Annotated in this window: 21 protein-coding genes; 11 read left to right on the forward strand and 10 right to left on the reverse strand. The window is 61.1% G+C overall.

Annotated features, from left to right (window positions below):
- Positions 1 to 123: 123 nt before the first annotated feature.
- From pabB to PSH76_RS06055, 4 genes are all read right to left on the reverse strand, one after another.
- Positions 124 to 1,467 (reverse strand): aminodeoxychorismate synthase component I, encoded by a 1,344-nt coding sequence (gene pabB / locus PSH76_RS06040; RefSeq protein ID WP_278917914.1) that lies wholly within the window; start codon positions 1,465 to 1,467, stop codon positions 124 to 126.
- A 99-nt stretch (positions 1,468 to 1,566) separates the two neighbouring features.
- Positions 1,567 to 2,553: an alpha-L-glutamate ligase-like protein gene (locus tag PSH76_RS06045; RefSeq protein ID WP_003193326.1), complete on the reverse strand. Its 987-nt coding sequence runs from the start codon at positions 2,551 to 2,553 to the stop codon at positions 1,567 to 1,569.
- Positions 2,553 to 4,085 carry an inactive transglutaminase family protein gene (locus tag PSH76_RS06050; protein ID WP_003193324.1) on the reverse strand — a complete coding sequence of 511 codons (1,533 nt, stop codon included), beginning with the start codon at positions 4,083 to 4,085 and terminating at the stop codon, positions 2,553 to 2,555. Before PSH76_RS06050 ends, PSH76_RS06045 begins: the two co-directional genes overlap by 1 nt.
- Positions 4,086 to 4,103: 18 nt before the next feature.
- A complete protein-coding gene (locus PSH76_RS06055; protein WP_014719501.1) occupies positions 4,104 to 4,628 on the reverse strand; it encodes an ATP-dependent zinc protease in 525 nt (174 codons plus the stop codon).
- A gap of 270 nt (positions 4,629 to 4,898) precedes the next feature.
- Between PSH76_RS06055 and PSH76_RS06060 the strand changes: the two genes are divergently transcribed.
- The 6 genes from PSH76_RS06060 (at position 4,899) to prpD (ending at position 13,280) form a co-directional block, all read left to right on the forward strand.
- Positions 4,899 to 5,612 carry a GntR family transcriptional regulator gene (locus PSH76_RS06060; protein WP_305493739.1) on the forward strand — a complete coding sequence of 238 codons (714 nt, stop codon included), beginning with the start codon at positions 4,899 to 4,901 and terminating at the stop codon, positions 5,610 to 5,612.
- Positions 5,609 to 6,502: a methylisocitrate lyase gene (gene prpB, locus PSH76_RS06065; RefSeq protein WP_003193320.1), complete on the forward strand. Its 894-nt coding sequence runs from the start codon at positions 5,609 to 5,611 to the stop codon at positions 6,500 to 6,502. The genes PSH76_RS06060 and prpB overlap by 4 nt, the downstream gene beginning before the upstream one ends.
- A gap of 42 nt (positions 6,503 to 6,544) precedes the next feature.
- Entirely contained in the window at positions 6,545 to 7,672 is a 1,128-nt protein-coding gene (prpC, locus tag PSH76_RS06070; RefSeq protein ID WP_003193317.1) for a 2-methylcitrate synthase, read from the forward strand.
- A gap of 169 nt (positions 7,673 to 7,841) precedes the next feature.
- Positions 7,842 to 10,436: a Fe/S-dependent 2-methylisocitrate dehydratase AcnD gene (acnD, locus tag PSH76_RS06080; protein ID WP_044275119.1), complete on the forward strand. Its 2,595-nt coding sequence runs from the start codon at positions 7,842 to 7,844 to the stop codon at positions 10,434 to 10,436.
- Positions 10,437 to 10,447: 11 nt separating this feature from the next.
- Entirely contained in the window at positions 10,448 to 11,638 is a 1,191-nt protein-coding gene (gene prpF, locus PSH76_RS06085) for a 2-methylaconitate cis-trans isomerase PrpF (RefSeq protein ID WP_305493740.1), read from the forward strand.
- Positions 11,639 to 11,795: 157 nt separating this feature from the next.
- Positions 11,796 to 13,280 carry a 2-methylcitrate dehydratase gene (gene prpD, locus PSH76_RS06090; RefSeq protein ID WP_305493741.1) on the forward strand — a complete coding sequence of 495 codons (1,485 nt, stop codon included), beginning with the start codon at positions 11,796 to 11,798 and terminating at the stop codon, positions 13,278 to 13,280.
- Between the two features lie 138 nt (positions 13,281 to 13,418).
- On the opposite strand, the gene PSH76_RS06095 is transcribed toward prpD, so the two are convergent.
- From PSH76_RS06095 to PSH76_RS06115, 5 genes are read right to left on the reverse strand one after another with little or no spacing between them, the layout of a single operon-like run.
- On the reverse strand, positions 13,419 to 14,165 hold the full coding sequence (locus tag PSH76_RS06095) for an alanyl-tRNA editing protein (protein ID WP_032895793.1): 747 nt from the start codon (positions 14,163 to 14,165) through the stop codon (positions 13,419 to 13,421).
- 2 nt (positions 14,166 to 14,167) lie between these two features.
- The gene (locus tag PSH76_RS06100) at positions 14,168 to 15,160 is read right to left on the reverse strand and encodes a serine O-acetyltransferase (RefSeq protein ID WP_003193308.1); all 993 of its coding nucleotides are present in this window, start codon (positions 15,158 to 15,160) and stop codon (positions 14,168 to 14,170) included.
- Positions 15,161 to 15,197: 37 nt separating this feature from the next.
- Positions 15,198 to 16,112 (reverse strand): PLP-dependent cysteine synthase family protein, encoded by a 915-nt coding sequence (locus PSH76_RS06105; protein ID WP_305493742.1) that lies wholly within the window; start codon positions 16,110 to 16,112, stop codon positions 15,198 to 15,200.
- Positions 16,113 to 16,128: 16 nt separating this feature from the next.
- Positions 16,129 to 17,991: a molybdopterin-synthase adenylyltransferase MoeB gene (gene moeB / locus PSH76_RS06110; RefSeq protein WP_305493743.1), complete on the reverse strand. Its 1,863-nt coding sequence runs from the start codon at positions 17,989 to 17,991 to the stop codon at positions 16,129 to 16,131.
- Positions 17,992 to 18,014: 23 nt separating this feature from the next.
- The gene (locus PSH76_RS06115; RefSeq protein WP_032897827.1) at positions 18,015 to 18,959 is read right to left on the reverse strand and encodes a DMT family transporter; all 945 of its coding nucleotides are present in this window, start codon (positions 18,957 to 18,959) and stop codon (positions 18,015 to 18,017) included.
- Positions 18,960 to 19,068: 109 nt separating this feature from the next.
- On the opposite strand from PSH76_RS06115, the gene PSH76_RS06120 reads away from it, so the two are divergent.
- A complete protein-coding gene (locus tag PSH76_RS06120) occupies positions 19,069 to 20,493 on the forward strand; it encodes a PLP-dependent aminotransferase family protein (protein ID WP_003193301.1) in 1,425 nt (474 codons plus the stop codon).
- A 120-nt stretch (positions 20,494 to 20,613) separates the two neighbouring features.
- Here the strand turns inward: PSH76_RS06120 and PSH76_RS06125 are convergent, their stop codons facing one another.
- Positions 20,614 to 21,432 carry a pyruvate, water dikinase regulatory protein gene (locus PSH76_RS06125; RefSeq protein WP_003193298.1) on the reverse strand — a complete coding sequence of 273 codons (819 nt, stop codon included), beginning with the start codon at positions 21,430 to 21,432 and terminating at the stop codon, positions 20,614 to 20,616.
- 178 nt (positions 21,433 to 21,610) lie between these two features.
- Here PSH76_RS06125 and ppsA point away from each other — a divergent pair, with 178 nt between their 5' ends.
- The 4 genes from ppsA (at position 21,611) to PSH76_RS06145 (ending at position 26,824) form a co-directional block, all read left to right on the forward strand.
- Positions 21,611 to 23,986: a phosphoenolpyruvate synthase gene (ppsA, locus tag PSH76_RS06130; RefSeq protein WP_032895796.1), complete on the forward strand. Its 2,376-nt coding sequence runs from the start codon at positions 21,611 to 21,613 to the stop codon at positions 23,984 to 23,986.
- 106 nt (positions 23,987 to 24,092) lie between these two features.
- Positions 24,093 to 25,082, forward strand: a complete 990-nt coding sequence (locus tag PSH76_RS06135) for an alpha/beta fold hydrolase (RefSeq protein WP_032895797.1) — start codon at positions 24,093 to 24,095, stop codon at positions 25,080 to 25,082.
- Positions 25,083 to 25,311: 229 nt separating this feature from the next.
- Entirely contained in the window at positions 25,312 to 25,803 is a 492-nt protein-coding gene (rraA, locus tag PSH76_RS06140; protein ID WP_305493744.1) for a ribonuclease E activity regulator RraA, read from the forward strand.
- A gap of 25 nt (positions 25,804 to 25,828) precedes the next feature.
- Positions 25,829 to 26,824, forward strand: coding sequence for a zinc transporter ZntB (locus tag PSH76_RS06145; protein ID WP_305493745.1), 996 nt, complete (start codon positions 25,829 to 25,831; stop codon positions 26,822 to 26,824).
- Positions 26,825 to 26,908 lie beyond the last annotated feature (84 nt).

A 26,908-nucleotide genomic window follows, 5' to 3' on the forward strand; every position in this document is an offset into this window, starting at 1 on the left:
TTCAGCGTCGTAACGAAATTGTGTAGATGCCTATGCCCATCGCAGGCAAGCCAGCTCCCACCTTTGATCGCTGCGCGGTCGAAGGTGGGAGGGGGCTTGCCCCCGATAGGGCCGGTACAGGCCCTACAAACCTTCCAATGTCTGTAACAACACCCGCACCTTCGTCAGCGACTCCTGATACTCCGCCTGCCACTCTGAATCCGCCACAATCCCACCGCCACCCCAGCAACACACTTGCCCGTCCTTGACCAGCAAGCTGCGAATTGCGATGGAGCTGTCCATCTCGCCGCGCACGTCCAGGTACATCAGCGAGCCGCAATAGAGCCCGCGACGGGTGGGTTCAAGCTCGTCGATGATCTGCATCGCACGAATCTTCGGTGCGCCGGTGATGGAGCCGCCGGGGAAGCTGCCGGCGATCAGGTCGAGGGCGTCTTTGTCGTCGGCCAATATGCCGGTGACACTGCTCACCAGGTGGTGCACGTTGGGGTAGCTTTCCAGGCTGAACAGTTCCGGCACTTTCACTGAGCCTATACGGCAACTGCGGCCAAGGTCGTTGCGCAGCAGGTCAACGATCATCAGGTTTTCTGCGCGGTCCTTGGGGCTGGCGAGCAACTCAGCGGCGTTGGCGGCATCCTCTTCGGGTGTTAAACCGCGAGGGCGGGTGCCCTTGATCGGGCGGGTTTCCACTTGACGCTCGCTGATGCGCACAAAGCGTTCCGGCGACAGGCTCAGCACCGCGCCGTCATCGGGCAAACTCTGGAACCCGGAAAACGGCGTCGGGCAGGCTTCGCGCAGCGCGCAGTAGGCTGCCCACGGATCGCCGATGCACGGCGCACGAAAGCGTTGGGCAAAGTTGACCTGGTAGCAGTCGCCGGCCTGGATGTAATCCTGGATGCGAATGATGGCCTGGTGATAAGCCTCGGCGCTGAGGTCCGGGACCATGGGGCCGTGAAGCTTGAAGGTCGTCGGCGCATCGCTTTGTGCCTGACTGAACACGTTGATCAAGCGTTGCCGCTCGCTGTCGGCCAGCGCAGGGTGAAAGACCAACTGGCTGGTTTGCATCTGGTGATCGCTGACCAGCGCCCAGGCATAGAGCCCGAAACGCGCATCGGGCAGATGCAAATCGTCCACGGCCAGATGTGAAACCTGCTCCAGGTGCCGACCAAAGTCATAGCTCAGGTAACCGATCAACCCCCCGGCAAACGGTAATTCATAGCCGTCAGGCAATGTCGCTTGACCCAACTGCGTCAGGTTCTTGCGCAAGCGTTGCAGGAAATCACCGCCACTTTCGTCCGGCCCTACCGTCAGGGTCGCTTCGGGCCAGGCACTGAGCAGGTCATACCGGCCGCGAACAGCCATCGGGCGGCCGCTGTCGAGCAGCACCGCACCAGGGGCGTGGCGAATGACCGCAAAGAACTCGGTGGGATTGGCCCGGTAGGGCAACGGGTATACGGAACAGGTCGACATGCGGGGGTGGATCAGCCAGTGGCGCGGGGGAGGGATTGTAGTCCCCTGTAGGATTTGCTCCTAGAGGGGATGTCGGGGATAGACAGTTCGAAGACCGGATCAGCCTTCCACGGGCGGTATATGCCCGAACATTTCTTGCACGAACTTCACACGCTCTTCCGGCGTTTCTGTCACGCCGGCCGCCTTGAGTTCTTCCAGTCGTGCCTCCACCGCATGGGTGCGCAACGTCAGGCCGCAGTCGTTGGCAATCTGGATGTTCAGCCCAGGCCGTGCGTTCAGCTCAAGGATCAGCGGGCCTTTTTCCTGGTCCAGCACCATGTCCACGCCGATATAGCCCAGCCCGCACAGCTCATAGCAGCCAGCGGCGAGCTTCATGAAACCGTCCCAGTTGGGCAGTTGCACGCCATCCACGGCGTTGGTGGTGTCGGGGTGCTTGGTGATGATGTTGTTCAGCCAGGTGCCGCGCAGGGTCAGGCCGGTGGCCAGGTCCACACCCACGCCAATCGCGCCCTGGTGCAGGTTGGCCTTGCCGCCGGATTGGCGGGTGGGCAAGCGCAGCATCGCCATCACCGGGTAGCCCATCAGCACGATGATGCGGATGTCTGGCACGCCTTCATAGCTGATGCTCTTGAAGATCTGGTCGGGCACCACGCGGTACTCGATCAATGCGCGGTCGCGGTGGCCGCCGAGGGAATACAGGCCGGTGAGGATGCTGGAGATCTGGTGCTCGATCTCCTCATGGCTGATGATTTTGCCGGACACCGTGCGGTAGCGCCCCTCGAACCGGTCGGCCACCACCAAAATGCCGTCACCACCGGCGCCCTGGGCGGGCTTGATCACGAAGTCGCTGCGCCCACCGATAATCTCGTCGAGCTTGTCGATTTCTTTTTCGGTGGAGATCACCCCATACATTTCCGGCACGTGGATGCCGGCCGCCAGGGCCCGTTCCTTGGTGATGATCTTGTCATCCACGATGGGGTACAGGCTGCGCTTGTTGTACTTGAGCACGTAGTCGGCATTACGCCGGTTGATGCCCATGATCCCCCGCGCTTCCAGGGCCTTCCAGGTCTTCCAGAAGCCGAACATCAAGAATCAGCCTTCAGGAACGCCTTGAAACGCACCAGCTCGGTGAGGCGGTAGCCGCGATAGCGACCCATGGCCAGCATGAAGCCCACCAGAATCAACAGGATCGCCGGGAAGGTGAACACGAAGTACACCAGCTCCGGCACGCTCATGATCAGGTGCGCCAGGGACGCGGCGAACAGCGTGCCAATCGCCACTTTCAGCGCATGGTTGGCACCACGTTCCTCCCAGGTGATCGACAGGCGTTCGATGGTCATGGTCAGGATCACCATCGGGAACAGCGCCACCGACAAGCCCCGCTCCAGCCCCAGCTTGTGGCTGAACAGGCTGATGGCGGCAATCAGCACCACCACGAAGGTCAGCACCACCGACAGCCTCGGCAGCATTTGCAGTTTCAAGTGTTCCAGGTACGACCTGAGCGACAGGCCCAGCGCCGTGATAATCGTGAACAGTACAATCCCGAAGCCCAACTGGGTCTCGCGGAACGCCAGGGCGATCAGCACCGGCGTGAAGGTGCCCAGGGTCTGCAGGCCGATGAGGTTACGCAGGATCAAGATCACCAGCACGCCAATCGGGATCATCACCATGATCATGAAGGTCTGCTGGGTTTGCAGCGGCAGCCCGTACAACGAGTATTCGAGGAAGTTGGCGTCGGTGTTTTCGTCGGTCAGCTTGGCCAGGCGGATGGCGTTCATCTCGCTGTTGTTGAGGCTGAAGGTCACCATGGCTTTCTTGCCGCCATCGACGGTGATCAGGTTTTCATCGCCGGTCCACCACAGCAGGCGGTCAGCGGGCAGGCCCTGTTCGCCGGTCTCCGGGTTGAAGTACAGCCAGTCGTTGCCGTTGAAGCTGCGCAGCCACAGTTCCGGGGTTTGCGGCTGGTCGGCCACCAGGCGGATGGTGTGGACTTTCTCTACCGGCACATGGGCGATGGACAGCAGCAGCTCGACGATCTTGGCTTTGTGCGGCGTCGAGGGGTCGCCGGCCAGCAGCAACTTCACATTGTCGTCGTTGAGGTTGTTGGTGCGCTTGATGGCTTCACTGATGAAGGTCTCGACGTCGGCCGAGTGCTGGCGGATCGGCGCCAGCAGGGCTTCGGCGGCGATCTTCTCCGGGCCTTCCACGGCGATGCTGTCGCGGAAGGTCGGGCCTTTGATCTTGACCTTCTCGCCGCTGTAGCGCTTGGTCAGCACCAGGCGGTAATAGAGGGTCTGGTTGCCCTTGGCCCGGCGCGCCGACCAGGTAACCTTGCGGTTGCCGTCGATGCGGTTGACGCTCACCCCGTAGTTGTTCGAGATAAAGCTTTCATTGAGGCTGACGAAGTCGCGGCTCAGGGGCGGCACGAACATCTGGATCTTGACCGGGTCTTTCGGGTTGGCGACGAACTCGACCTTGGCGTCGATGTTCCACAAGTCGTCGGTGGCATCTTCGGTGACGGGAATCCCCAGCACGAAGATCTGATAGGCGGTGACCGAAATGCCCAGCACCACCAGCAAGGTGATCAGGATTTTCAGGTGCAGGGTCAGAGAGCGCATTCGGTTTACTCGGCGGTATTAAGCGTCGGCGGCGCAGGCGGGTTTGCCTGCTGCATATTTAAGACTAGGGTCGACCAGCGCATCAAAGCGTTTCAAGGCTTCGGAGCCAATCAGCAGCGGGTATTGGAATGCGCTGCGGTCAGTCAAGTTCACTTCGATGCTGCGTAAAGCACTGCCCATGCAGATATCCAGCGCAATCACTGGGCGGGCGGTGTAGTTCTTGTCCTCATCGGGGTCGTAGTCGCCGGCGCGGCGCTTGATCTTGCTGACACGCGCCAGGGGCAGTTCGATGGGGTGGGAATGGGCGGTGTCGATGGCCAGGTAGAAGCGTACCCAGGATTCGCCATTGCGCTTGAAGCGCTTGATATCGCGGGCACTCAACGAGGCGGTCTTGGCGCCGGTGTCGAGTTTGGCCGCCACTTCCAGGTCGATACCTGCAAGCTTGGCGTATTCATTCAGGCCGTACACGGTCTTCTCGGCGCCAGCGCCAAGGCTCGGTATGCACAGCAGGCACATCACTAGTAGGTAAGGCTTGAGTCTCATAAATCCTGAGGCAGGGCAGTGCACTGTTCATTTCAAGGCGACTGGCATTGCTGCGCAATCTCGGGTGCGCCCTTTCATCATCTGATGTCAGGCAAAAGCGGCGGGCATTCTAACATGATGCTTTTTTGGCGCCAGCGCTGGCAGGCGGCCATGCCTTGGCAAGCGAATGAGGGGGTTATTAGACGATTGTCGACAATGTGTATTTATTCTTTGACTATGCGGGGATAACTGACTAGTTTTTGCGGAATTGCTTTTAAAGGTGTCGACAATATGTTGGAGCAACTGGAAAACCCAGCCGTGGCACCAGACGATTCCCAGACCATGTCGGAGAACGTCTTCCGGCGTATCCAGGCCGCCATCGTCAAAGGCGAAATCGCCCCCGGCAGCAAGATTTCCGAGCCGGAGCTGGCGCGCACCTACGGCATCAGCCGCGGCCCGCTGCGCGAAGCGATCCATCGCCTGGAAGGCCAGCGCCTGCTGGTGCGGGTGCCTCACGTCGGCGCGCGCGTGGTGTCTTTGAGCCACGCCGAGTTGGTCGAACTGTATGAAATTCGCGAGTCGCTGGAAGGCATGGCCTGTCGCCTGGCCGCCGAGCGCATGACCGACGCGGAAATCGAAGAGCTGCGCCAGGTGTTGCACACCCACGAACGGGACGCGGCGTTCCAGGCGGGTGTCGGCTATTACCAGCAGGAGGGCGACTTCGATTTTCACTACCGCATCATTCAAGGTGCCGGTAATCGCACCCTCACCCAAATGCTTTGCGGCGAGCTGTACCAATTGGTGCGCATGTACCGCATCCAGTTCTCCGCCACCCCCAATCGTCCACGCCAGGCTTTTGCCGAGCATCACCGCATTCTGGACGCGATTGCCGATCGCGACGGTGAACTGGCCGAACTGTTGATGCGCCGGCACATCGGCGCCTCCAAACGCAACATTGCCCGTCACTTCCCGGACGGTGCGCCTTCATCACGAGGTGAGTCATGAGTTCCAACAACAACAGCACTCCCGGCCAACGTTTCCGTGACGCCGTCGCCAGCGAGCAGCCCTTGCAAGTGGTGGGCGCCATCAACGCCAACCATGCGCTCTTGGCCAAGCGCGCCGGCTTCAAGGCGATTTACCTGTCAGGCGGCGGTGTAGCCGCCGGCTCCCTCGGCGTGCCAGACCTGGGCATCACCGGCCTGGATGACGTGCTCACCGACGTGCGCCGCATTACCGACGTGTGCGACCTGCCGCTGCTGGTGGACGTGGACACCGGTTTCGGCTCCTCGGCGTTCAACGTGGCGCGTACCGTCAAGTCGATGATCAAGTTCGGCGCCGCTGCCATCCATATCGAAGACCAGGTCGGCGCCAAGCGCTGCGGTCATCGCCCGAACAAAGAAATCGTGTCCCAGCAGGAGATGGTCGACCGCATCAAGGCCGCCGTGGATGCGCGTACCGATGACAGCTTCGTGATCATGGCGCGCACCGACGCCCTGGCGGTCGAGGGCCTGGAGTCTGCGCTGGAACGTGCCGCGGCGTGCATCGAGGCCGGTGCCGACATGGTGTTCCCGGAAGCCATCACTGAACTGGAGATGTACAAGCTGTTCGCCTCCCGCGTGAAGGCGCCGATCCTGGCGAACATCACCGAATTCGGCGCCACACCGCTGTACACCACCGAACAGTTGAAATCTGCGGATGTTTCCATTGTGCTGTACCCGCTCTCGGCCTTCCGTGCCATGAACAAGGCCGCCGAGAATGTCTATACCGCGATTCGTCGCGACGGTACTCAGCAGAACGTGATCGACACCATGCAAACGCGCATGGAGCTTTACGATCGCATCGACTACCACACCTTCGAGCAGAAGCTCGACGCGCTGTTCGCCGCGAAAAAATAAACCCTGTGGTTCCCTGAACAACTACAAAATTGGAGAACGAACATGGCTGAAGCAAAAGTATTGAGTGGTGCTGGCCTGCGTGGCCAGGTTGCCGGGCAGACAGCACTGTCCACCGTGGGCCAGGCCGGCGCTGGCCTGACCTACCGTGGCTACGACGTACGCGAACTGGCCGCCGACGCCCAGTTTGAAGAAGTCGCCTACCTGCTGCTGTACGGTGAATTGCCAACCCAGGCAGAACTGGACGCCTACAGCAACAAGCTGAGCAAACTGCGTGACCTGCCCCAAGCCCTGAAAGAAGTGCTCGAACGCATCCCCGCCGACGCCCACCCGATGGACGTGATGCGCACCGGTTGCTCGTTCCTGGGCAATATCGAGCCCGAGAAAGATTTCAGCGTGCAGCGCGATGTCACCGACCGCCTGCTCGCCGCGTTCCCAGCGATCATGTGCTACTGGTATCGCTTCAGCCACGACGGCCAGCGCATCGACTGCGTGACCGACGAACCGAGCATCGGCGGCCACTTCCTGCACCTGCTGCACGGCAAGAAACCAAGCGAGCTGCACGTCAAAGTGATGAACGTGTCGCTGATCCTCTACGCCGAACACGAATTCAACGCTTCGACCTTCACCGCACGGGTGTGTGCATCGACCCTGTCCGACCTGTATTCCTGCGTCACCGCTGCCATCGGCTCCCTGCGCGGCCCGCTGCACGGCGGTGCCAACGAAGCGGCGATGGAAATGATCGAGCGTTTCTCCTCGGCCCAGGAAGCGGTTGAAGGCACCCTTGGCATGCTGGCGCGCAAAGACAAGATCATGGGCTTTGGCCACGCGATCTATAAAGACAGCGACCCGCGCAACGAGGTGATCAAAGGCTGGTCGAAAAAACTCGCTGACGAAGTGGGCGACACCGTGTTGTTCCCGGTCTCCGAAGCCATCGACAAGACCATGTGGGAACAGAAGAAGCTGTTTCCCAACGCCGACTTCTACCATGCCTCGGCGTACCACTTCATGGGCATCCCGACCAAGCTGTTCACGCCGATCTTCGTGTGCTCGCGCCTGACCGGCTGGGCCGCGCACGTGTTCGAGCAGCGCGCCAACAACCGCATCATCCGTCCAAGCGCCGAGTACACCGGCGTTGAGCAGCGCAAGTTCGTGCCAATCGAACGTCGCTGAATTGCAGGTGTAACCCTGCTCTCTGTAGGAGCGAGCTTGCTCGCGAAAAACGTCAAGGCACCGCGATCATTCAGCATGCCAGCGTTATCGTTGACGACCTTCGCGAGCAAGCTCGCTCCTACAGAAGGCGGCTTCGCGCAGTAACCTATTCCGTGACCGAGTCCTGACGATGAACACTGAATTTCGCAAACCGCTCCCCGGCAGCCGCCTGGATTTTTTCGACGCCCGTGCGGCTGTCGAGGCAATCACCCCCGGCGCCTATGCCACGTTGCCCTACACCTCGCGCGTGCTCGCCGAGAACCTGGTGCGCCGTTGCGACCCGGCTACCCTCGACGCGTCCCTGAGCCAACTGATCGAGCGCAAGCGCGACCTCGACTTCCCGTGGTTCCCGGCCCGCGTGGTGTGCCATGACATCCTCGGCCAGACCGCCCTGGTCGACCTCGCCGGCCTGCGTGATGCTATCGCCCAGCAAGGCGGCGACCCGGCGCAGGTCAACCCGGTGGTGCCCACCCAACTGATCGTCGACCACTCCCTGGCCGTCGAAGCCGGTGGCTTTGACCCGCAAGCCTTCGAAAAAAACCGTGCCATTGAAGACCGTCGCAACGAAGACCGTTTCCACTTTATCGAGTGGACCAAAAAGGCCTTCAAGAACGTTGATGTGATCCCGCCAGGCAACGGCATCATGCACCAGATCAACCTGGAGAAAATGTCCCCGGTGATTCAGGTGCGTGACGGCGTGGCCTTCCCGGATACCTGTGTCGGCACCGACAGCCACACGCCCCACGTGGATGCCCTGGGCGTGATCGCCATCGGCGTCGGTGGCCTGGAAGCCGAGAGCGTGATGCTCGGCCGCGCGTCGTGGATGCGCCTGCCGGAAAGCGTGGGCGTGGAACTGACCGGCAAGCTGCAACCGGGCATTACCGCCACCGATATGGTGCTGGCGCTCACCGAGTTCCTGCGTCAGCAGAAAGTTGTTGGCGCCTGGCTGGAGTTCTTCGGCGAAGGGGCTGCGGCACTCACTTTGGGTGACCGAGCGACCATCTCCAACATGGCCCCGGAGTACGGCGCCACCGCCGCGATGTTCTACATCGACGCGCAAACCATCGCTTACCTCAAACTCACCGGCCGCGAAGACGAACAGGTCGCCCTGGTCGAGCAATACGCCCGTCACACCGGCCTGTGGGCCGACGACCTGAAAGGCGCGCGGTACGAGCGCAGCCTGAGCTTCGACCTCTCCAGCGTCGTGCGCAACATGGCCGGCCCGAGCAACCCGCATGCCCGCCTGGCCACCCGCGACCTGGCGTCAAAAGGCATCGCTGGCCAATGGGATGACGTGCCGGGGCAAATGCCCGACGGCGCGGTGATCATCGCCGCCATCACCAGTTGCACCAACACCAGCAACCCGCGCAACGTGATCGCCGCTGGCCTGTTGGCACGCAACGCCAACAAGCTGGGGCTGACCCGCAAGCCGTGGGTCAAGTCTTCTTTGGCGCCAGGCTCGAAAACCGTGGCCATGTACCTGGAAGAAGCGGGACTTGGCCATGAGCTGGAAAAACTCGGGTTTGGCGTGGTGGCCTTTGCCTGCACCACCTGCAACGGCATGTCCGGCGCGCTCGACCCGGTGATCCAGCAAGAGATCATCGACCGCGACCTGTACGCCACCGCAGTGTTGTCGGGTAACCGCAACTTTGACGGGCGCATTCACCCTTACGCCAAGCAAGCCTTCCTGGCGTCGCCGCCGCTGGTGGTGGCCTATGCGATTGCCGGCACCATCCGTTTCGACATCGAGAAGGACGTGCTCGGCCTGGACGCCGACGGCAAGGAAATCCGCCTGCAAGACATCTGGCCGAGCGATGAAGAGATCGACGCGGTGGTCAAGGCTTCGGTAAAACCCGAGCAATTTCGTGCTGTGTATATCCCGATGTTCGCCATCCACGAAGACACCGGCCCCAAGGTCACGCCGCTGTACGACTGGCGCCCACAAAGCACCTATATCCGCCGCCCGCCGTACTGGGAAGGCGCGCTGGCCGGCGCACGGCCGCTCAAGGGCATGCGCCCGCTGGCGGTGCTGCCGGACAACATCACCACCGACCACTTGTCGCCGTCCAACGCGATCATGCTGGACAGCGCCGCCGGTGAATACCTGGCGAAAATGGGCTTGCCGGAAGTCGACTTCAACTCCTACGCCACCCACAGGGGTGACCATCTGACGGCGCAGCGCGCCACCTTCGCCAACCCGAAACTGTTCAACGAAATGGTGCAGGAAAACGGCAAGGTCAAGCAGGGCTCTCTTGCGCGTATCGAGCCGGAAGGCAAAGTCACGCGGATGTGGGAAGCGATTGAAACCTACATGGAGCGCAAGCAGCCGCTGATCATCATCGCGGGCGCCGACTATGGCCAGGGTTCGTCCCGCGACTGGGCGGCCAAGGGCGTACGCCTGGCCGGTGTGGAAGCGATTGCCGCCGAAGGCTTCGAGCGCATCCACCGCACCAACCTGGTGGGCATGGGCGTGTTGCCCCTGGAGTTTCTGCCAGGCACCGACCGCCACACCCTCAAGATCGACGGCAGTGAAACCTATGACGTGGTCGGCGAGCGCACCCCGCGTGCGCAACTGACCCTGGTGATCAACCGCAAGAATGGCGAACGTGTCGAGGTGCCGGTGACGTGCCGCCTGGACACCGCCGAGGAAGTGTCGATCTACGAGGCGGGTGGCGTGTTGCAGCGTTTCGCCCAGGACTTCCTGGAATCAAAGGCGACCGCCTGAAGAGGATAACCATGGCACACGTAGCGCAAATCAAAATCCCCGCCACTTACATGCGTGGCGGCACCAGCAAGGGCGTGTTCTTCAGCCTACAGGACCTGCCCGCAGCGGCGCAGGTGCCAGGCCCTGCACGCGACGCCTTGTTGCTGCGGGTGATTGGCAGCCCCGACCCCTATGACAAGCAGATCGACGGCATGGGTGGGGCCACCTCGAGCACCAGCAAGACCGTGATCCTGGCCAAAAGCAGCCGCGCCGATCACGACGTGGATTACCTGTTTGGCCAGGTCTCCATCGACAAGCCATTTGTCGATTGGAGCGGCAACTGCGGCAACCTGTCGGCGGCGGTAGGCTCGTTCGCCATCAGCGCCGGCCTGGTCGATGCGGCCCGCGTGCCCCACAACGGCGTGGCCGTGGTGCGGGTGTGGCAGGCCAATATCGGCAAGACCATCATTGCCCACGTGCCGGTCACTGACGGCGCGGTGCAGGAAACCGGCGACTTTGAGCTGGACGGCGTGACCTTTCCGGCCGCCGAAGTGCAGTTGGAGTTCATGGACCCGGCGGCGGAAGAAGAGGGCGGTGGTGGTTCGATGTTCCCCACCGGCAACCTCGTCGACGACCTGGAGGTACCCGGCGTCGGTACCTTCAAGGCCACGTTGATCAACGCCGGTATCCCGACGATTTTCATCAATGCCCAAGACCTGGGCTACACCGGTACCGAGCTGCAAGGCGCGATCAACAGCGACCCCAAGGCCCTGGCGATGTTCGAGACCGTGCGGGCGTATGGCGCGTTGCGCATGGGCCTGATCAAACACCTGGACGAAGCCGCCCAGCGCCAGCACACGCCCAAGGTAGCATTCGTGGCCAAGCCTGCTGATTACGTGGCCTCCAGTGGCAAAGCGATCAAGGCCGGCGATGTGGATCTGCTGGTGCGCGCCTTGTCCATGGGCAAACTGCACCACGCGATGATGGGCACCGCGGCGGTGGCGATTGGCACCGCGGCGGCGATTTCCGGCACCTTGGTCAACCTGGCGGCGGGCGGCGTAGAGCGCAATGCCGTGCGCTTCGGTCACCCGTCCGGCACCTTGCGCGTCGGCGCCGAGGCCAGCCAGGTGGACGGTGAATGGGTGGTGAAGAAAGCCATCATGAGCCGCAGTGCGCGGGTATTAATGGAAGGCTACGTGCGCATCCCCGGCGACGCCTTCTAGCTTGATCGTTCCCGCGCTCCGCGTGGGAACGCCGCCTGGGACGCTCTGCGTCCCGCTGTGACGCGGAGCGTCACGGGATGCATTCCCACGCGGAGCGTGGGAACGATCGTAAACCCTGACCCTGAGGATGGAACAACCAACTTTTAGGAGAACTGCCATGAGCACCAACGTCGACCACAACAACCGCCCCGACTACGACCCGGTGTTGCAGGACATCGCCGACTACGTCCTCAACTACCGCATCGACTCCCAGGATGCTCTGGATACCGCCCGCAACTGCCTCATGGACACCCTCGGCTGTGGCCTGCTGGCCCTGCGCTTCCCCGAGTGCACCAAGCACCTGGGGCCGATGGTGGAGGGCACCGTAGTGCCGTTCGGCGCACGGGTGCCGGGCACTTCGTATCGCCTGGACCCGGTCAAGGCCGCCTGGGACATCGGTTGCATCGTGCGCTGGCTCGACTACAACGACACCTGGCTCGCCGCTGAATGGGGCCACCCTTCGGACAACCTTGGCGGCATCCTCGCCGTGGCCGATCACCTGTCGCAAAAACGCCTGGCCAATGGCGACGCGCCGCTCACTGTGCGTGCGGTGCTGGAAGCGATGATCATGGCCCACGAAATCCAAGGTGTGATTGCCCTGGAAAACTCCTTCAACCGGGTAGGCCTCGACCATGTGTTGCTGGTGAAAGTCGCCTCCACGGCGGTCACCGCCAAGCTGATGGGCGCCAACCGTGAACAACTGTTATCGGCGTTGTCCCATGCGTTTGTCGATGGCCAGGCGCTGCGCACCTATCGCCATGCGCCGAATGCCGGCTCGCGCAAATCCTGGGCTGCAGGCGATGCATCGAGCCGCGGCGTGCGCCTGGCAGACATCGCCTTGCGTGGCGAAATGGGCATCCCCGGCGTGCTGAGTGCGCCGCAATGGGGCTTCTACGACGTGCTGTTCAGCCACACCAACAAGGACCTGGCGCTCAAGCCCGAGGATAAGCGCGCCTTCAGCCTGCCCCAACCCTACGGCACCTACGTGATGGAAAACGTGCTGTTCAAGATCAGCTTCCCGGCCGAGTTCCACGCGCAAACCGCCTGTGAAGCGGCAGTCGCCCTGCACCCGCAGGTCAAGCATCGCCTGCATGAAATCGAGCGCATCGTGATCACCACCCACGAGTCGGCGATTCGCATTATTTCCAAGGTCGGCCCATTGGCCAACGCTGCCGACCGCGACCACTGCCTGCAATACATGACCGCCGTGCCCTTGGCGTTCGGCAACCTGGTGGCCGAGCAGTATGAAGATGATTTCCACGCGGCCCACCCGATCATCGATGAGCTGCGCGACAAGATGGTCATCGTCGAAGACCCGCGCTACAGCCGCGAATACCTGGAGGCTGACAAACGCTCGATTGCCAACGCGGTGCAGGTGTTTTTCACGGACGGCACCTGCACCGAGCAGGTGGCGGTGGAGTACCCGATTGGCCATCGCCGCCGTCGGGTGGACGGCATTCCACTGCTGGAAGACAAGTTCAAGGCCAACCTGGCCACGCGGTTTACTGCGCAACGCAGCGCTGAGATTTTTGCATTGTGCAAGGATCAGGCACGGCTTGAGGCGACGCCTGTGAACCGTTTCATGGACCTGCTCACGATCTGAAAAAACAACACGTTCACTGTTGGACCTGGTTTGCCCTAACCCCTGTAGGAGCGAGCTTGCTCGCGAAAAACCCATAGGCGCCGCGCTTATTCAGGAAGCACGCGTTGTCGTTGACGTTTTTCGCGAGCAAGCTCGCTCCTACAAAGGCAATGACGCAGGTTCAAACCGCAGTATCACCCGGCGATTGTGCTTGCTCTTCTTCTCGATCTTCTCGCAGAACACCCGGCCGATTTCCTCGGTGTTGAGCACGTGGGTACCGCCGCAGGGCTGGATATCGATGCCGGGGATTTCAATCACCCGTACCGAACCCGAGACCACCGGCGGCGCAACCGCCTGGGTGCGGGTGATCTGCAGCAGGGTCGCGTACTCCGTGGCGGGCATCGACAGAGTCTTGACCGCGTGGGCCTGCTCGATCAGGGCGTTGAGGTCGTGGGTGAGGCGGTCTTTGTCCAAGGTCATTTCCGGCAGGTCGAAATCCAGGCGGCCTTTATCTGCGCTGATGCTGCAACCGGTCACGGGCGCGTCGATCAGCGAACACAGCAAGTGCAGGCAGGTGTGCATCTTCATGTGCTGGTAGCGCCGCTCCCAATCCAGCCCGGCGTCGACCTGGACGCCAGCGGCCAACTGTTCGGGGCAGTGGTCCACCTGGTGCCAGATGATCGAGCGCAATACCGGGTCGCGCACGGTGCCGGTCACTTGCACCCGTGTGCCATCGGCCAGGGTGAGGTGGCCGGTATCGCCCGGTTGCCCGCCGCCGGTGGGGTAGAACAGGGTGTGCTCCAGGGCGATACCCTGTTCGCTGACGGCAATCACCCGGGCGCTGAAGGCGTTCTGGTAGGGCGCGCTGTCGAACAGCGCCAGGGTTTCCATGGTATGCACGGACATGTTCAACCTCCGACGATCAATGGGGTGGCTTGCAAGAGGTGGCGCACCAGTGCGCTCAAGCCAGGGGGAGAGAGCAGGGTGATTTCAAATTCCGGCCCGCATACCTTCAGGTTCAGCGGCAGGCGTGGCAGTTGTTCGTCGTTGTCGAGGCGACGCAGGCGAAACTGCAGGTGGTGCCGCTCTTTCACCGTGGGTTCGAGCATCAGCCCTTGCAGGGGATGAAAGTCGGCGTCCAGCACGGTGACCTTGTGGCCGACACTCACTTCGCCCACCACGTGCAAGCGCTCATCCAGGGCAAAAGCGCCGAGGTAGTTGCTGTGGTCCGATTCATCGTTTTTTTGCAGTTGGATCTGGTTGACCACCTTGACCTTGGTGCCTGCCGGCACGTCCTGGGTAATCACGCAGGAGGGGCTGATAAACACGTTGTCGCCGATCGAAACATAGCCCAGCACCCGGGCGCCGGCGCCGACTTCGACGTTATTGCCCAGGCGCGGGTGGCGCTTGCCGTCCGGGTTGTTGGCGATACCGCGCGCGCCCAGGGTCACGCCGCAGAGGATGTAGCAATCGTTGCCGATCACGCAGGTTTCGCCGATGACCGTGCCGTAGCCATGGTCCAGCACAAAGCGCCGGCCGATACGCGCTGCCGGGTGAATCTCGGCGCCGGAGAGGATTTTGCCCTGGTTGCTCAGCTTGAGGGCCATGCGCGAAAACTCGCCGTTGTCAGCGGCCTGGAAATGCCACACCAGGTGCGCAAGGCGGTAGAACAGCACGGCCTTGAACGAGGCGTAGGACTCCAGGATCAACTCACCGCGCCCACGGGACGCCGGGTCGCGATAGGCATAGGCGATCAGGTCCTCGGCCACTGCCTGGGCGGCGTTCTGGATCAACGGCGCCAGGTGCGGTTCCAGCTGCTTCATCTGCCCGGGCGTCAGGGTGGTGATGAGGTGGGTCAGCAACTCATCGTGCAGCTGTTGCATGTCGATAAAGCCCCCCATGGAGACACCCCCGTATGTTGAATGGTTAAAAGCCCGGTTATTCGAAGCTGGACAGGTAGCTGTCGGCATTGTCGTAGACCATGGTCAACACCACCGTTTCGGGCGGCAGTTCGGGGGCAAGTTGGGCGATGGCGACCATGTTGGCGGCCGAAGACAGCCCCAGGCTGATGGCATCGGTGCGCATGATGCGTTTGATCATGTCCAGGCAATCGGCGTGCGACACCTTGAGCATGCCGTCGATCACATCCAGGTTGAGGATGCTGGGGATCAGGCCAATCGACAGGCCCTGGATCGCGTGCGCGGCGTGCTGGTCTTTCAGCAAGTCGCATTCCTCCGGCTCTACGCCCATCACTCGCAGCGCCGGCCAGGCGGCCTTGAGGGTTTCGCCGATACCGGTGATGTGGCCCCCGGTGCCTATGCCGCTGACGAAGTAGTCCACGCGCTGTTCACCGAAGGCGCGCAGGATTTCCGGGGCGGTGGTGTCACGGTGGGTTTGGGGGTTGGCGCCATTGCGTTGCTGGTTGAGCATCACGTAGTTGGGGTTCTCCAACTGCAGCTCCATGCACTTTTCACCGTGGGAGTTATTGCCCAGGCGACTGTCGGACAGCACGACCCTGGCGCCGTACAGGCGCAGCAGCTTCTGTTTTTCCGGGCTGTAGTTGTCGGGGATCACCAGCACCACTTTGTAGCCCAGCACATTGCCGGCCATCACCAGGCCAATGCCGGTGTTGCCACCACTGGGTTCGATGATGGTCTGCCCGGAATCACGGATCAGCACACCGCGGCGCTCGGCATCCAGGATCATGCCCAAGGCGATGCGCGCCTTGTGGCTGCCGCCGGGGTTGAGGGACTCCAGCTTGGCGTAGACCTCGATGCCGAGGTCTTCGGAAAACTGGGCCAGACGCACGATCGGCGTTTGGCCGATCACGTCGAGGATGGAGTTATGCAGCATCAGTACGCCCCCACCCTTAGTACAACGGCATGTCAGGTTCGACGTCGCGAACCCAATGTTTCATGCCGCCCTGCAAGACTTTGGTGTTGGCAAAGCCGGCTGCCAACAGGGTGCTGGCGGCTTGCTCGGCGCGAGTGCCTGCGTAGCAGATCAGGTAGTGGGTGTTGTCGCGGCTCAGGCTGGCGAGCTGCCCATCCAGTTCTGCCAGCGGGATATGCACCACGCCGGGTAATTTGCAGACCTCCAGTTCGCTGGCGTCACGCACGTCCAGCAATACATCGGCGCTGCTGGGGTGTTCGAGCACTTGCTTTAGCACCTGGGGCTTGATGTAGCGTTCTGCGGCCAGGGAGGGCTGGCTCGGTACGGCATCGGCGCAGGTGGCCGGCGCGACGGTTTCGCTGTGGCGCAGGTCCGAACAGCAGGGGCAGTCGGCGCGGCGCTTGAAGCGGATCTCGCTGAACTTCATCGCCAGTGCGTCGAAGCGCATCAAGCGGCCGGACAAGGGTTCGCCAATGCCAATCAACAATTTGATCGCCTCGGTGGCCTGGATCATGCCGACCACGCCCGGCAACACGCCGATCACACCGCCCGCGCTGCAATTGGGCGCCAGCTCAGCGGGCGGGGCCTTGGGGAACAGGCAGCGATAGCACGGCCCACCTTTATAGTTGAGCACGCTGATCTGCCCGTCGAAACGGTAGATGGCGCCGTACACCAAAGGTTTGCCCAACTGCACACAGGCGTCGTTGACCAGGTAGCGGGTGTCGAAATTGTCGGTGCCGTCGATCACCAGGTCATAGGCGCCCACCAGTTCCAGGGCGTTGTCAGTGTCAAGCGCGGTGTTGTGCGCGTTGATCTGGATATAGGGGTTGAGGTCCAGCAGACGCTGCTTGGCGGACTCGACCTTGGGCATGCCCAGGGTGCTGTTGCCATGCACAATCTGGCGTTGCAGGTTGCTGCTTTCCACCACGTCAAAGTCCACCAGGCCCAGGGTGCCGATGCCGGCCGCCGCCAGGTACAGGCTGATGGGCGAGCCCAGGCCGCCGGTACCGATGACCAGCACCTTGGCTTTCTTCAGGTTCAATTGGCCCTCGCGGCCGACGCCCGGCAGGGTGATGTGGCGCACGTAGCGCTGCACTTCTTCGTTGCTCAGTGTGTCGATGTCCATGCCGCCGGAGGTGGCGAGCAATACTTCGATCCGGGCTTTTGCTGGCAGCGGTTCATCGGCGTCGATCAACTCCTCCTCGGCGGTAAACAGGAAGTGTTCCTTGAGCTGGTCGTTCTTTTCATGGAACAGGTGCTGACGCAATTGGGGGTGATGGGTGCAGAGATTTTCAATGACTTCGCGCAATGTCGATCCGGCGCCCTCAAGGGTCGATTCCGGCAGCTTGGCCACGCGAACCAGAATGTCGGGGAAAGAGACAGCGTTCATGGACAACTCCGTGTGCAGGTCGTTGAAAGGTTGAAGGGAGAAATGCTTGCCATCCCAGGCAAACAGCTTGGAGCCCAGGGCCTGGCCCTGACGAACATCCACCACCAGGTAACTGACGGGGAAGATCGGCTCGCCCAGGAACAGCGCCTTGTCCTGGTCTTCGTCACTGAAATAGGCGCCCACATCCGGGTGTGAGTGGTAGATCACCACCACCGGGTTGTCGCTGCGAAACGCCTTGTTCATCAGCAGGGTGTCGGCCACCGAAAAGGTGTAACCGTTGGCCGCGCTGCGTGGGTACATCTGGGGGTTCTTGCGGTGCAGCTCATTCTGGATATTGCTGCCCAGGTACACGCTGCCGTCGGCGAAGACAAAACCACAGCACTCCTCGGGGTAGCTGCTGCTGGCGTGGGCGTAGATCTGTTCCAGGGCGGTGGGGCGGAGGACGTCCATGTTTCTCTCGCGTTGGTTGAGGGTCACTTTTTCTTGGCCATGAGTTTTTCGATCGGCAATTTGGTAATCGCAAAGCCGGCCAGCAGGATGGCCGAGTACAGCATCAGGTCGCGGGAGATTTCCACGCCTTCGTACCAGGCACCGATGATGACCGCGAACACCGGGAAGATAATGAAGACGAACGACAGGATGATCGGGCTCAGGCGCTTGAGCAGCATGAAATACACAATGAACCCGCCCACCGAGGCCACCAGCCCGAGGTAGAACAGCGCGCTCCAGGAGCGCAGGGTGATGGCGTCGAACGTCGGCGTTTCAAACCACAGACCGGCCAGGAACAGCATCAGCCCGGCAATGCCGATGGGCAGGGTGTTGTAGGTGATGACGCTGATGGCGCTGCCTTTTTGCTTGGTAATGACATAGCACAAGGCGTGCATGATTGCGGCGCTCAGAATGGCCAGCACCCCCAGGAACTCGGCGTGGTCCAGGTGCAGGCCCTGGCTCTTGATAATCATGTAGAGGCTGCCGAAACCGATGCCGATGCCGACCACCTGGGAAAAATAGATGCGCTCGCGCAGGAACAGCGCGGAGAAGATCAGGATGAACACCGGCATGCAGCTGAACAGCAGGGCGGTGAGGCCCGACGACACATGCATTTCGCCATAGTTGAGCAAATAGTAGGGAACGCTGAAGTAAGACAGGGTCACGAATACGAAGAACCAGCGGCTTTCCCGGGGAAACAGGATCGGCTCACGGCGCACCATGGCAAAACACAGGAACAGCGGAAACGCGATGAGAAAGCGCAGGCCGGCGGATGTCAGCGGCGGCACGCTCTCCACGGCGATCTTGATGCCCAGCCAGGTGGTGCCCCAACTCAGGCACACGATCAGGAACATCACGCTGGTCACCAGCCCGGCGAGCCACTGTTTTTGCGTTTTTGTTTTTGCAGTGTTTTCGAGAACGGCGGACATTGGCATCGTTTATTGCTTCCCTGAGCCGGAATTGAACTCTATATTGAACTTGTAATGAGTTATGTTTATCGGCGATTGAACCCGTAAAAGCACACTATTAGGGCGAAAGATGGCTGTCAAAACAAATATTGACATGGTGTCAATTATGCGTGAGGGCCTGTCCAACGGGCAGGGCGTGAAGTACAAGCGCCTGTCCGATGTGATGGAACGGGGCATCCTAGAAGGCTTGATTGAACCGGGACGAAAACTGCCGCCCCATCGGGTGCTTTCCGACAATTTAGGCGTGACCATCGGCACCATCAGCCGGGCCTACGGTGAGCTGGAGCGCCTGGGCCTGGTGGTTGCACGAGTCGGTGACGGCACTTTCGTGCGCAAGCGTGGGATGGAGCGCCAGCGTGATGAAGGTTTTCGCAATTTCAGCGAGGAGCCGCGCCAGTACTTCGACATGAGCCGCAACATGCACATTCCTGGGCAAGAGACGGTGTTTCTCGCCCAGAGCTTCCAAACCCTGTCGACCAACGCCAAGTTCCTCCAGGACATCAGCGCCTACACCCCGGACGCCGGCCTGCCGCGCTACCGTGAAGCAGGCGCGCAATGGCTGGTGCAGCGCGAGTTTCATCCGATTCCCGAGCAGGTCATCTGCGTCAACGGCGGCCAGCACGGCTTGTTGTGCGCCATGATGGCGTTGCTGCGTGCTGGCGATACAGTGGTGACCGAGCAACTGACTTACCCAGGGCTGATTACCGCCGCGCGTATGCTGGGGGTGCGGCTGATCGGCCTGGAGATGGACGAGGAGGGTGTGCTGCCCACGGCGCTGGATGAGGTCTGTCGTAATCACCGGATTTCGGCGTTGTATTGCACGCCGACTATCCAGAATCCGACGACCGCCGTGTTGTCAGTTGCGCGCCGCGAAGCCTTGGCCAGGGTGTGTCGCGAACATAACCTACTGATTCTGGAGGACGAAGCCCACGGTGTGCTGGTGGAGGACCGTCCGCCGCCCCTCAGCTATTTCGCGCCTGAACGTACGATTTTGATCAGCAGCCTGAGCAAGGCGGTGTCAGCCGGTTTGCGGGTGGGCTACGTGCATGCGCCACCGGCGCTGGTCAGCCGCATCTCGGCGGCGATCCGTTCGACCTGCTGGATGGCCACACCTGTGACCTTGGAACTGGCGACCCAGTGGATCGAAAACGGCACGGCGGAATATTTGTTGCGTCAGCAGATCAATGAGATCAGTCGGCGCAAGACGCTGGTCGAAGATTTATTGACCGGCCTGGCCTATCGCACCCACCTTAACAGTCCGCATTTTTGGATCGAAGTCCCCGAGCCCTGGCGTGCGTCGGAAATCGAGGCAGAGCTCAAGCAGAACAATTACCTGATCGCCACCGCCGAGGCGTTTGCCGTGGGGCAGACGGCGGTGCCGCAGTTTATTCGGGCGAGTATCTGCAACACGTCGGGCGATGATCAGTTATTGCGCGAAGGGTTTGATGCGCTGGCGACGGCGTTGGGGCAGGGGGGCGGGCGGTTTCATCTGTGAGACCGCGCTCGTTCCCACGCTCTGCGTGGGAATGCATCTTGCGGCGCTCCGCGTCGCTATTGCGGGACGCTCCGCGTCCCAGGCGGCGTTCCCACGCAGAGCGTGGGAACGATCACAAGATCACTTAAAGCGCCGCTCAACCCCTTTCTCCACCAAAATCTTCGCCGAGATCTCTTCCACCGAAAAATGCGTGGAATTGATGTGCGCAATATTCTCGCGGCGGAACAGATTTTCTACTTCACGCACTTCAAATTCACACTGGGCATAGCTGGAATAGCGGCTGTTGGGCTTGCGTTCGTTGCGGATGGCGGTCAGCCGGTCCGGGTCGATGGTCAGGCCGAACAGCTTGTGTGAATGCGCGCGCAAGGCGGCGGGCAGGGTCAGGTGCTCCATGTCGTCTTCGGTCAGCGGATAGTTGGCCGCACGAATACCGAACTGCATGGCCATGTACAGGCAGGTCGGGGTCTTGCCGCAACGCGACACGCCCACCAGGATCAGGTCGGCCTTGTCGTAGTAGTGGGTGCGGGCGCCGTCGTCGTTGTCGAGGGCGAAGTTCACCGCCTCGATACGCTCCATATAGTTGGAGTTATGCCCAATGGAGTGGGACTTTCCGACGGAATAGGACGAATGTTCACTCAACTCCTGTTCCAGTGGCGCCAGGAAGGTAGAGAAAATATCGATCATGAAACCATTCGACGTTGCGAGAATCTCACGAATGTCTTGATTGACGATGGTGTCGAAAATGATCGGGCGAAAACCGTCTTTTTCAGCCGCCAGATTGATTTGTTGTACCATGGCCCGCGCTTTATCCACGCTGTCTATATAAGGCCGGGTGAATTTGGCGAAGGTAATGTTTTCGAACTGCGCGAGCAGGCTCTGACCCAATGTTTCGGCTGTAATGCCGGTGCCGTCGGAAATAAAGAAAGCAGATCGTTTCATTTGAGCCCTGGGCCTTAAGCTGATGGCGAATCTTGGATATGATAGGCGCGATTTTGCCGTCCCGCAGTGGGCCGCATTCTCACTTATTTTCCAGGTCCAGGCCACAAGCGCTGGCGTTAGCTCCTACTGAGCAACCCGCGTCCTGAGCTTTTCCAACACAGAAAGTGGAGAGATCACCTTGGTAGAGTACGTAGTTTCCCTCGATAAGCTCGGCGTCCATGATGTAGAGCATGTGGGGGGCAAGAACGCATCCCTCGGCGAGATGATCAGTAATCTTGCAGGCGCTGGTGTCTCGGTGCCCGGTGGTTTCGCCACCACGGCCCAGGCTTACCGCGACTTCCTCGAGCTGAGCGGCCTCAACGCCCAGATCCACGCCGCGCTGGACGCCCTGGACGTCGATGACGTCAACGCCCTGGCCAAGACCGGCGCCCAGATCCGCCAGTGGATCATGGAAGCCGAGTTCCCCGAGAAGCTCAACGAAGAAATTCGTACCGCCTTCGCCACCTTGTCTGCGGGTAACCCGGACATGGCCGTTGCTGTGCGCTCCTCGGCCACCGCCGAAGACTTGCCGGACGCCTCCTTTGCCGGCCAGCAGGAAACCTTCCTCAACATTCGCGGCGTCGAAAACGTGATCCGCGCGGCCAAGGAAGTGTTTGCCTCCCTCTTTAACGACCGTGCGATTTCCTACCGCGTACACCAGGGTTTCGACCACAAGCTGGTGGCCCTGTCTGCCGGCGTGCAGCGCATGGTGCGTTCGGAAACCGGCACGGCCGGCGTGATGTTCACCCTCGATACCGAATCCGGTTTCCGTGACGTGGTGTTTATCACCGGCGCCTACGGCCTGGGCGAAACCGTCGTACAAGGCGCGGTCAACCCGGACGAATTCTACGTACACAAGGGCACCCTCGAAGCGGGTCGCCCGGCCATCCTGCGCCGTAACCTGGGCAGCAAGGCCATCAAGATGATCTACGGCGACGAGGCCAAGGCCGGTCGTTCGGTCAAAACCGTTGACGTCGACAAGGCCGAGCGCGCGCGTTTCTGCCTCACCGACGCTGAAGTCAGCGAGTTGGCCAAACAAGCGATGATCATCGAAAAGCACTACAAGTGCCCGATGGACATCGAGTGGGCCAAGGACGGTGACGACGGCAAGCTCTACATCGTGCAGGCGCGCCCCGAAACCGTGAAGAGCCGCACTTCGGCCAACGTCATGGAGCGCTACCTGCTCAAGGAAACCGGCACCGTGCTGGTGGAAGGCCGTGCCATTGGCCAGCGCATTGGCGCAGGCAAGGTGCGGATCATCAAGGACGTGTCCGAGATGGACAAGGTCCAGCCGGGTGACGTACTGGTTTCCGACATGACCGACCCCGACTGGGAGCCGGTGATGAAGCGCGCCAGTGCCATTGTCACCAACCGTGGCGGGCGTACCTGCCACGCGGCGATCATCGCCCGTGAACTGGGGATTCCGGCAGTCGTGGGTTGCGGCAACGCCACTCAACTGCTCAAGGATGGCCAGGGTGTGACCGTGTCCTGCGCCGAAGGCGATACCGGCTTTATCTTCGAAGGTGAACTGGGCTTCGATATCAAGCAAAACTCCATCGACGCCATGCCCGACCTGCCGTTCAAGATCATGATGAACGTCGGCAACCCGGACCGCGCCTTCGATTTCGCGCAATTGCCGAATGCCGGTGTGGGCCTGGCCCGCCTGGAGTTCATCATCAACCGCATGATCGGTGTGCACCCCAAGGCACTGCTGAACTATGACGGCCTGCCACTGGACATCAAGGAAAGCGTCGACAAGCGCATCGCCGGCTACAACGACCCGGTAGGGTTCTACGTCGAGAAACTGGTCGAAGGCATCAGCACCCTGGCTGCGGCGTTCTACCCGAAAAAGGTCATCGTGCGCCTGTCGGACTTCAAGTCCAATGAATACGCCAACCTGATCGGCGGCAAGCTCTACGAGCCAGAAGAAGAAAACCCGATGCTGGGCTTCCGCGGTGCCTCGCGTTACATCAGCGAAGCCTTCCGTGACTGCTTCGAGCTCGAATGCCGTGCGCTCAAGCGTGTGCGCAACGAGATGGGCCTGACCAACGTCGAGATCATGGTGCCGTTCGTGCGCACCCTGGGCGAGGCGAGCCAAGTGGTGGACCTGCTGGCCGAAAACGGCCTGACCCGTGGCGAGAACGGCCTGCGCGTGATCATGATGTGCGAATTGCCGTCCAACGCCATCCTGGCTGAAGAGTTCCTGGAGTTCTTCGACGGTTTCTCCATCGGCTCCAACGACCTGACCCAGTTGACCCTGGGCCTGGACCGCGACTCGGGGATCATCGCCCACTTGTTCGACGAGCGTAACCCGGCGGTCAAGAAGCTGTTGGCCAACGCCATTCAGGCCTGTAACAAGGCTGGCAAGTACATCGGTATCTGCGGCCAAGGCCCTTCGGACCACCCTGACCTGGCCAAATGGCTGATGGAGCAGGGGATCGAGAGCGTTTCGTTGAACCCCGATTCCGTGCTGGAAACCTGGTTCTTCCTGGCTGAAGGCCAAGCGTCCGCCTAAGATCGCGTGGTCAAAAGTGCCGGTCACTCGTTGCGGGTGACCGGCATTCTTATCTGTACAGGGCGGGAATCCTTGCGGACGCCGCCCTTTTTTGTGCAAGAGCATTATGCAAAGCAGCAGCAATCTATTTCCTGTCGCCCTGATCAGCGCTGAACGTCGCGGCGATCTGAGTGAAGACGTCTATCGGCTCAAGCCCGGTAACAGTCCTGACGGCACCGTCGAGCTGGCGGTGACCCGTTTGGGCCTGGCCGATGTCCCGGAAAACCGGGGCACGCCAATTATTTTGTTGCATGGCAGTTTTTCCAACCGGCGCTTCTGGTATTCGCCCAAGGGCATCGGCTTGGGGGCTTACCTGGCGCGTCGCGGATTTGATGTGTGGATCCCGGAAATGCGCGGCCATGGTTTGTCCAAGCGCAATCACGACTACGCCAGAAACCGTGTCGCCGATTACGCACGCTACGATTTGCCGGCGGTGGGGGCGTTTGTGTCTGAGCAAAGCGGGCAGGTTCCGCACTGGATCGGGCATTCTCTCGGCGCCACCACCTTGGCTGCGGCCTTGGGCGGGCAGCACTTGGATGCATCTGCGGTGGCATCGGTGGCGTTGTTCGGCTGCCAGGTCAGTCGTAACCATTGGCCGTTGAAAATCCCACCGGTGCAGTGGGGTGGGCGCTTTATTCTCAAGCGCCTTGGCCACCTGTCCGGCCCGCGCTTCAAACGTGGGCCCGAGGACGAACCGGCTGGCGTGATGATCGAGGCGATGCGTTGGAACGGCCTGTTCGGCCGGTTTGGCGATGCCGAGCATGACTGGTGGAAAGGCTTGGCGCAGGTCGATGTGCCGCTGTTGGCGGTGAGCGCCGCGGGCGACCGGCAAGACCCGGACTGGGCCTGCCGCAAGCTCTTCGAGCAAGTGGGCAGCGAGCATCGCCAGTACCTGTGCCTGGGGCGTCAGCAAGGTTTCAGCGAAGATTTCGGCCATGTGCAGATGCTGGTCAGCAAAGCCGCCCAGGCCCAAGTGTGGCCATTGGTGGAGCGTTGGTTGAACGACCCGCTGACACCCGTATTCGGCACGCAGCCCGAGGTGGCTGCAACGGTTTGACGAAACGCCCTGCCAGGGGCGTTTCACTCTTGAAGGGTTGCGGCTAAGATATGACGCGCCAGGCGCTTCTGGTCATATTCAGTCGCGTAACGTGTATTGCGTTGCGCTGATCAGGGTTTGATCATGGCCGCCGCCAAGGCGCGGGCACTTAAAGAATGCCTGTCGCGGGGCGTTTTCTTGATGTACACCGTGGATGTTCGACCTCTTCTTTGATGACAGGAGTTTCTCGATGAACCATTACGTGACCCCCGACCTGTGTGACGCCTACCCGGAGCTGGTGCAGGTAGTGGAGCCGATGTTCAGCAACTTCGGTGGCCGAGACTCCTTTGGTGGCGAGATAGTCACCCTCAAATGCTTCGAGGATAACTCCCTGGTCAAGGCGCAAGCCGATATGCCGGGCGCTGGTAAAGTGCTGGTGGTCGACGGTGGCGGTTCCCTGCGCTGCGCGCTGTTGGGTGACATGATTGCCGAGAAAGCCGCGAAAAACGGTTGGGAAGGGCTGGTGATCTACGGGTGTATCCGTGACGTCGACGTCATCGCCCAGACCGACCTGGGCGTGCAGGCCCTGGCCTCGCACCCGAAAAAAACCGACAAGCGCGGCCTTGGCGACCTGAACGTGGCGGTGACATTCGGCGGCGTGACGTTCCGCCCCGGTGAGTACATTTACGCCGACAACAACGGGGTGATCGTGTCGCCCAGCCCACTGAAAATGCCTGAATAAGCTGCCGTAACCGATTGGGGTGAGGATGTTCGAAGAAGAAAACGCGCAATGGGGGCTGGTGCATGCCCTGGTGCTGGACGGTAAAGGCGGTGCGCGTTCGATTGCCCGGACTGAGCTCGACGATTTGCAGTTGCAGCCCCAGGAAAGCCTGTGGCTGCACTGGGATCGCAGCCATCCTCAAACCCAGACCTGGCTGCGTAAATCCAGCGGCCTGAGCGAGTTCGCCTGTGATCTGCTGCTGGAGGAGAACACTCGTCCACGCCTGTTGCCGCTGCCGGACGCCGAATTGCTGTTGTTTCTGCGCGGGATCAACCTCAACCCAGGCGCCGAGCCCGAAGACATGGTGTCGGTGCGCATCTTCGCCGCCGCCAACCGAGTGATTTCCCTGCGTTTGCGCCCCTTGCGTGCTACCGATGAGTTGCTGGTGCAACTGGCAGACGGCAAAGGCCCCAGGACGGCGTCTGAACTCATTCTTTATATGGCTCAGTACCTGACCAACAAAGTGCAGGATCTGGTCGCTGGTTTGTCTGAAATCGTCGATTCCGAGGAAGAAAAACTCGATGCCGACGAACGGTATACCCCGGAGCACGGCAGCGTTCTGCAGATCCGTCGAAGAGCCGCCGGACTCAAGCGCTTCCTGGCCCCCCAGCGGGATATTTTCGCCCAGCTGACACGAATCAAATTGGCGTGGTTCTGCGACGACGATGCGGACTATTGGAACGAACTGCACAACAGCCTGACCCGTTACCTGGAAGAGCTGGAATTGGCCAGAGAGCGCGTGGGGCTTGTGCTTGAGGCCGAAGATCGGCGCTTGAGCCTGCGTATGAACCGCACCATGTACCGCTTCGGGATCATCACCGGGATCTTCTTGCCGATGAGTTTTCTCACCGGTCTGCTCGGTATAAATGTGGGAGGCATCCCGTTCTCCGACAGCCCTTATGGATTCATGATTGCGTGCCTGTTGATGGTGTCTGTGGCACTGGGGCAATGGTGGTTATTTCGACGATTGCGCTGGGTTTGACCTGAATATGACCTGAACGTAAGAAAGGGCCGATGTGACCCGATGAATTTTACCCTCGTCTTTTAATTCACTTGCGAGAGGTCT

It is taken from the genome of Pseudomonas sp. FP215 (assembly GCF_030687795.1).
Classification (GTDB): domain Bacteria; phylum Pseudomonadota; class Gammaproteobacteria; order Pseudomonadales; family Pseudomonadaceae; genus Aquipseudomonas; species Aquipseudomonas salmasensis.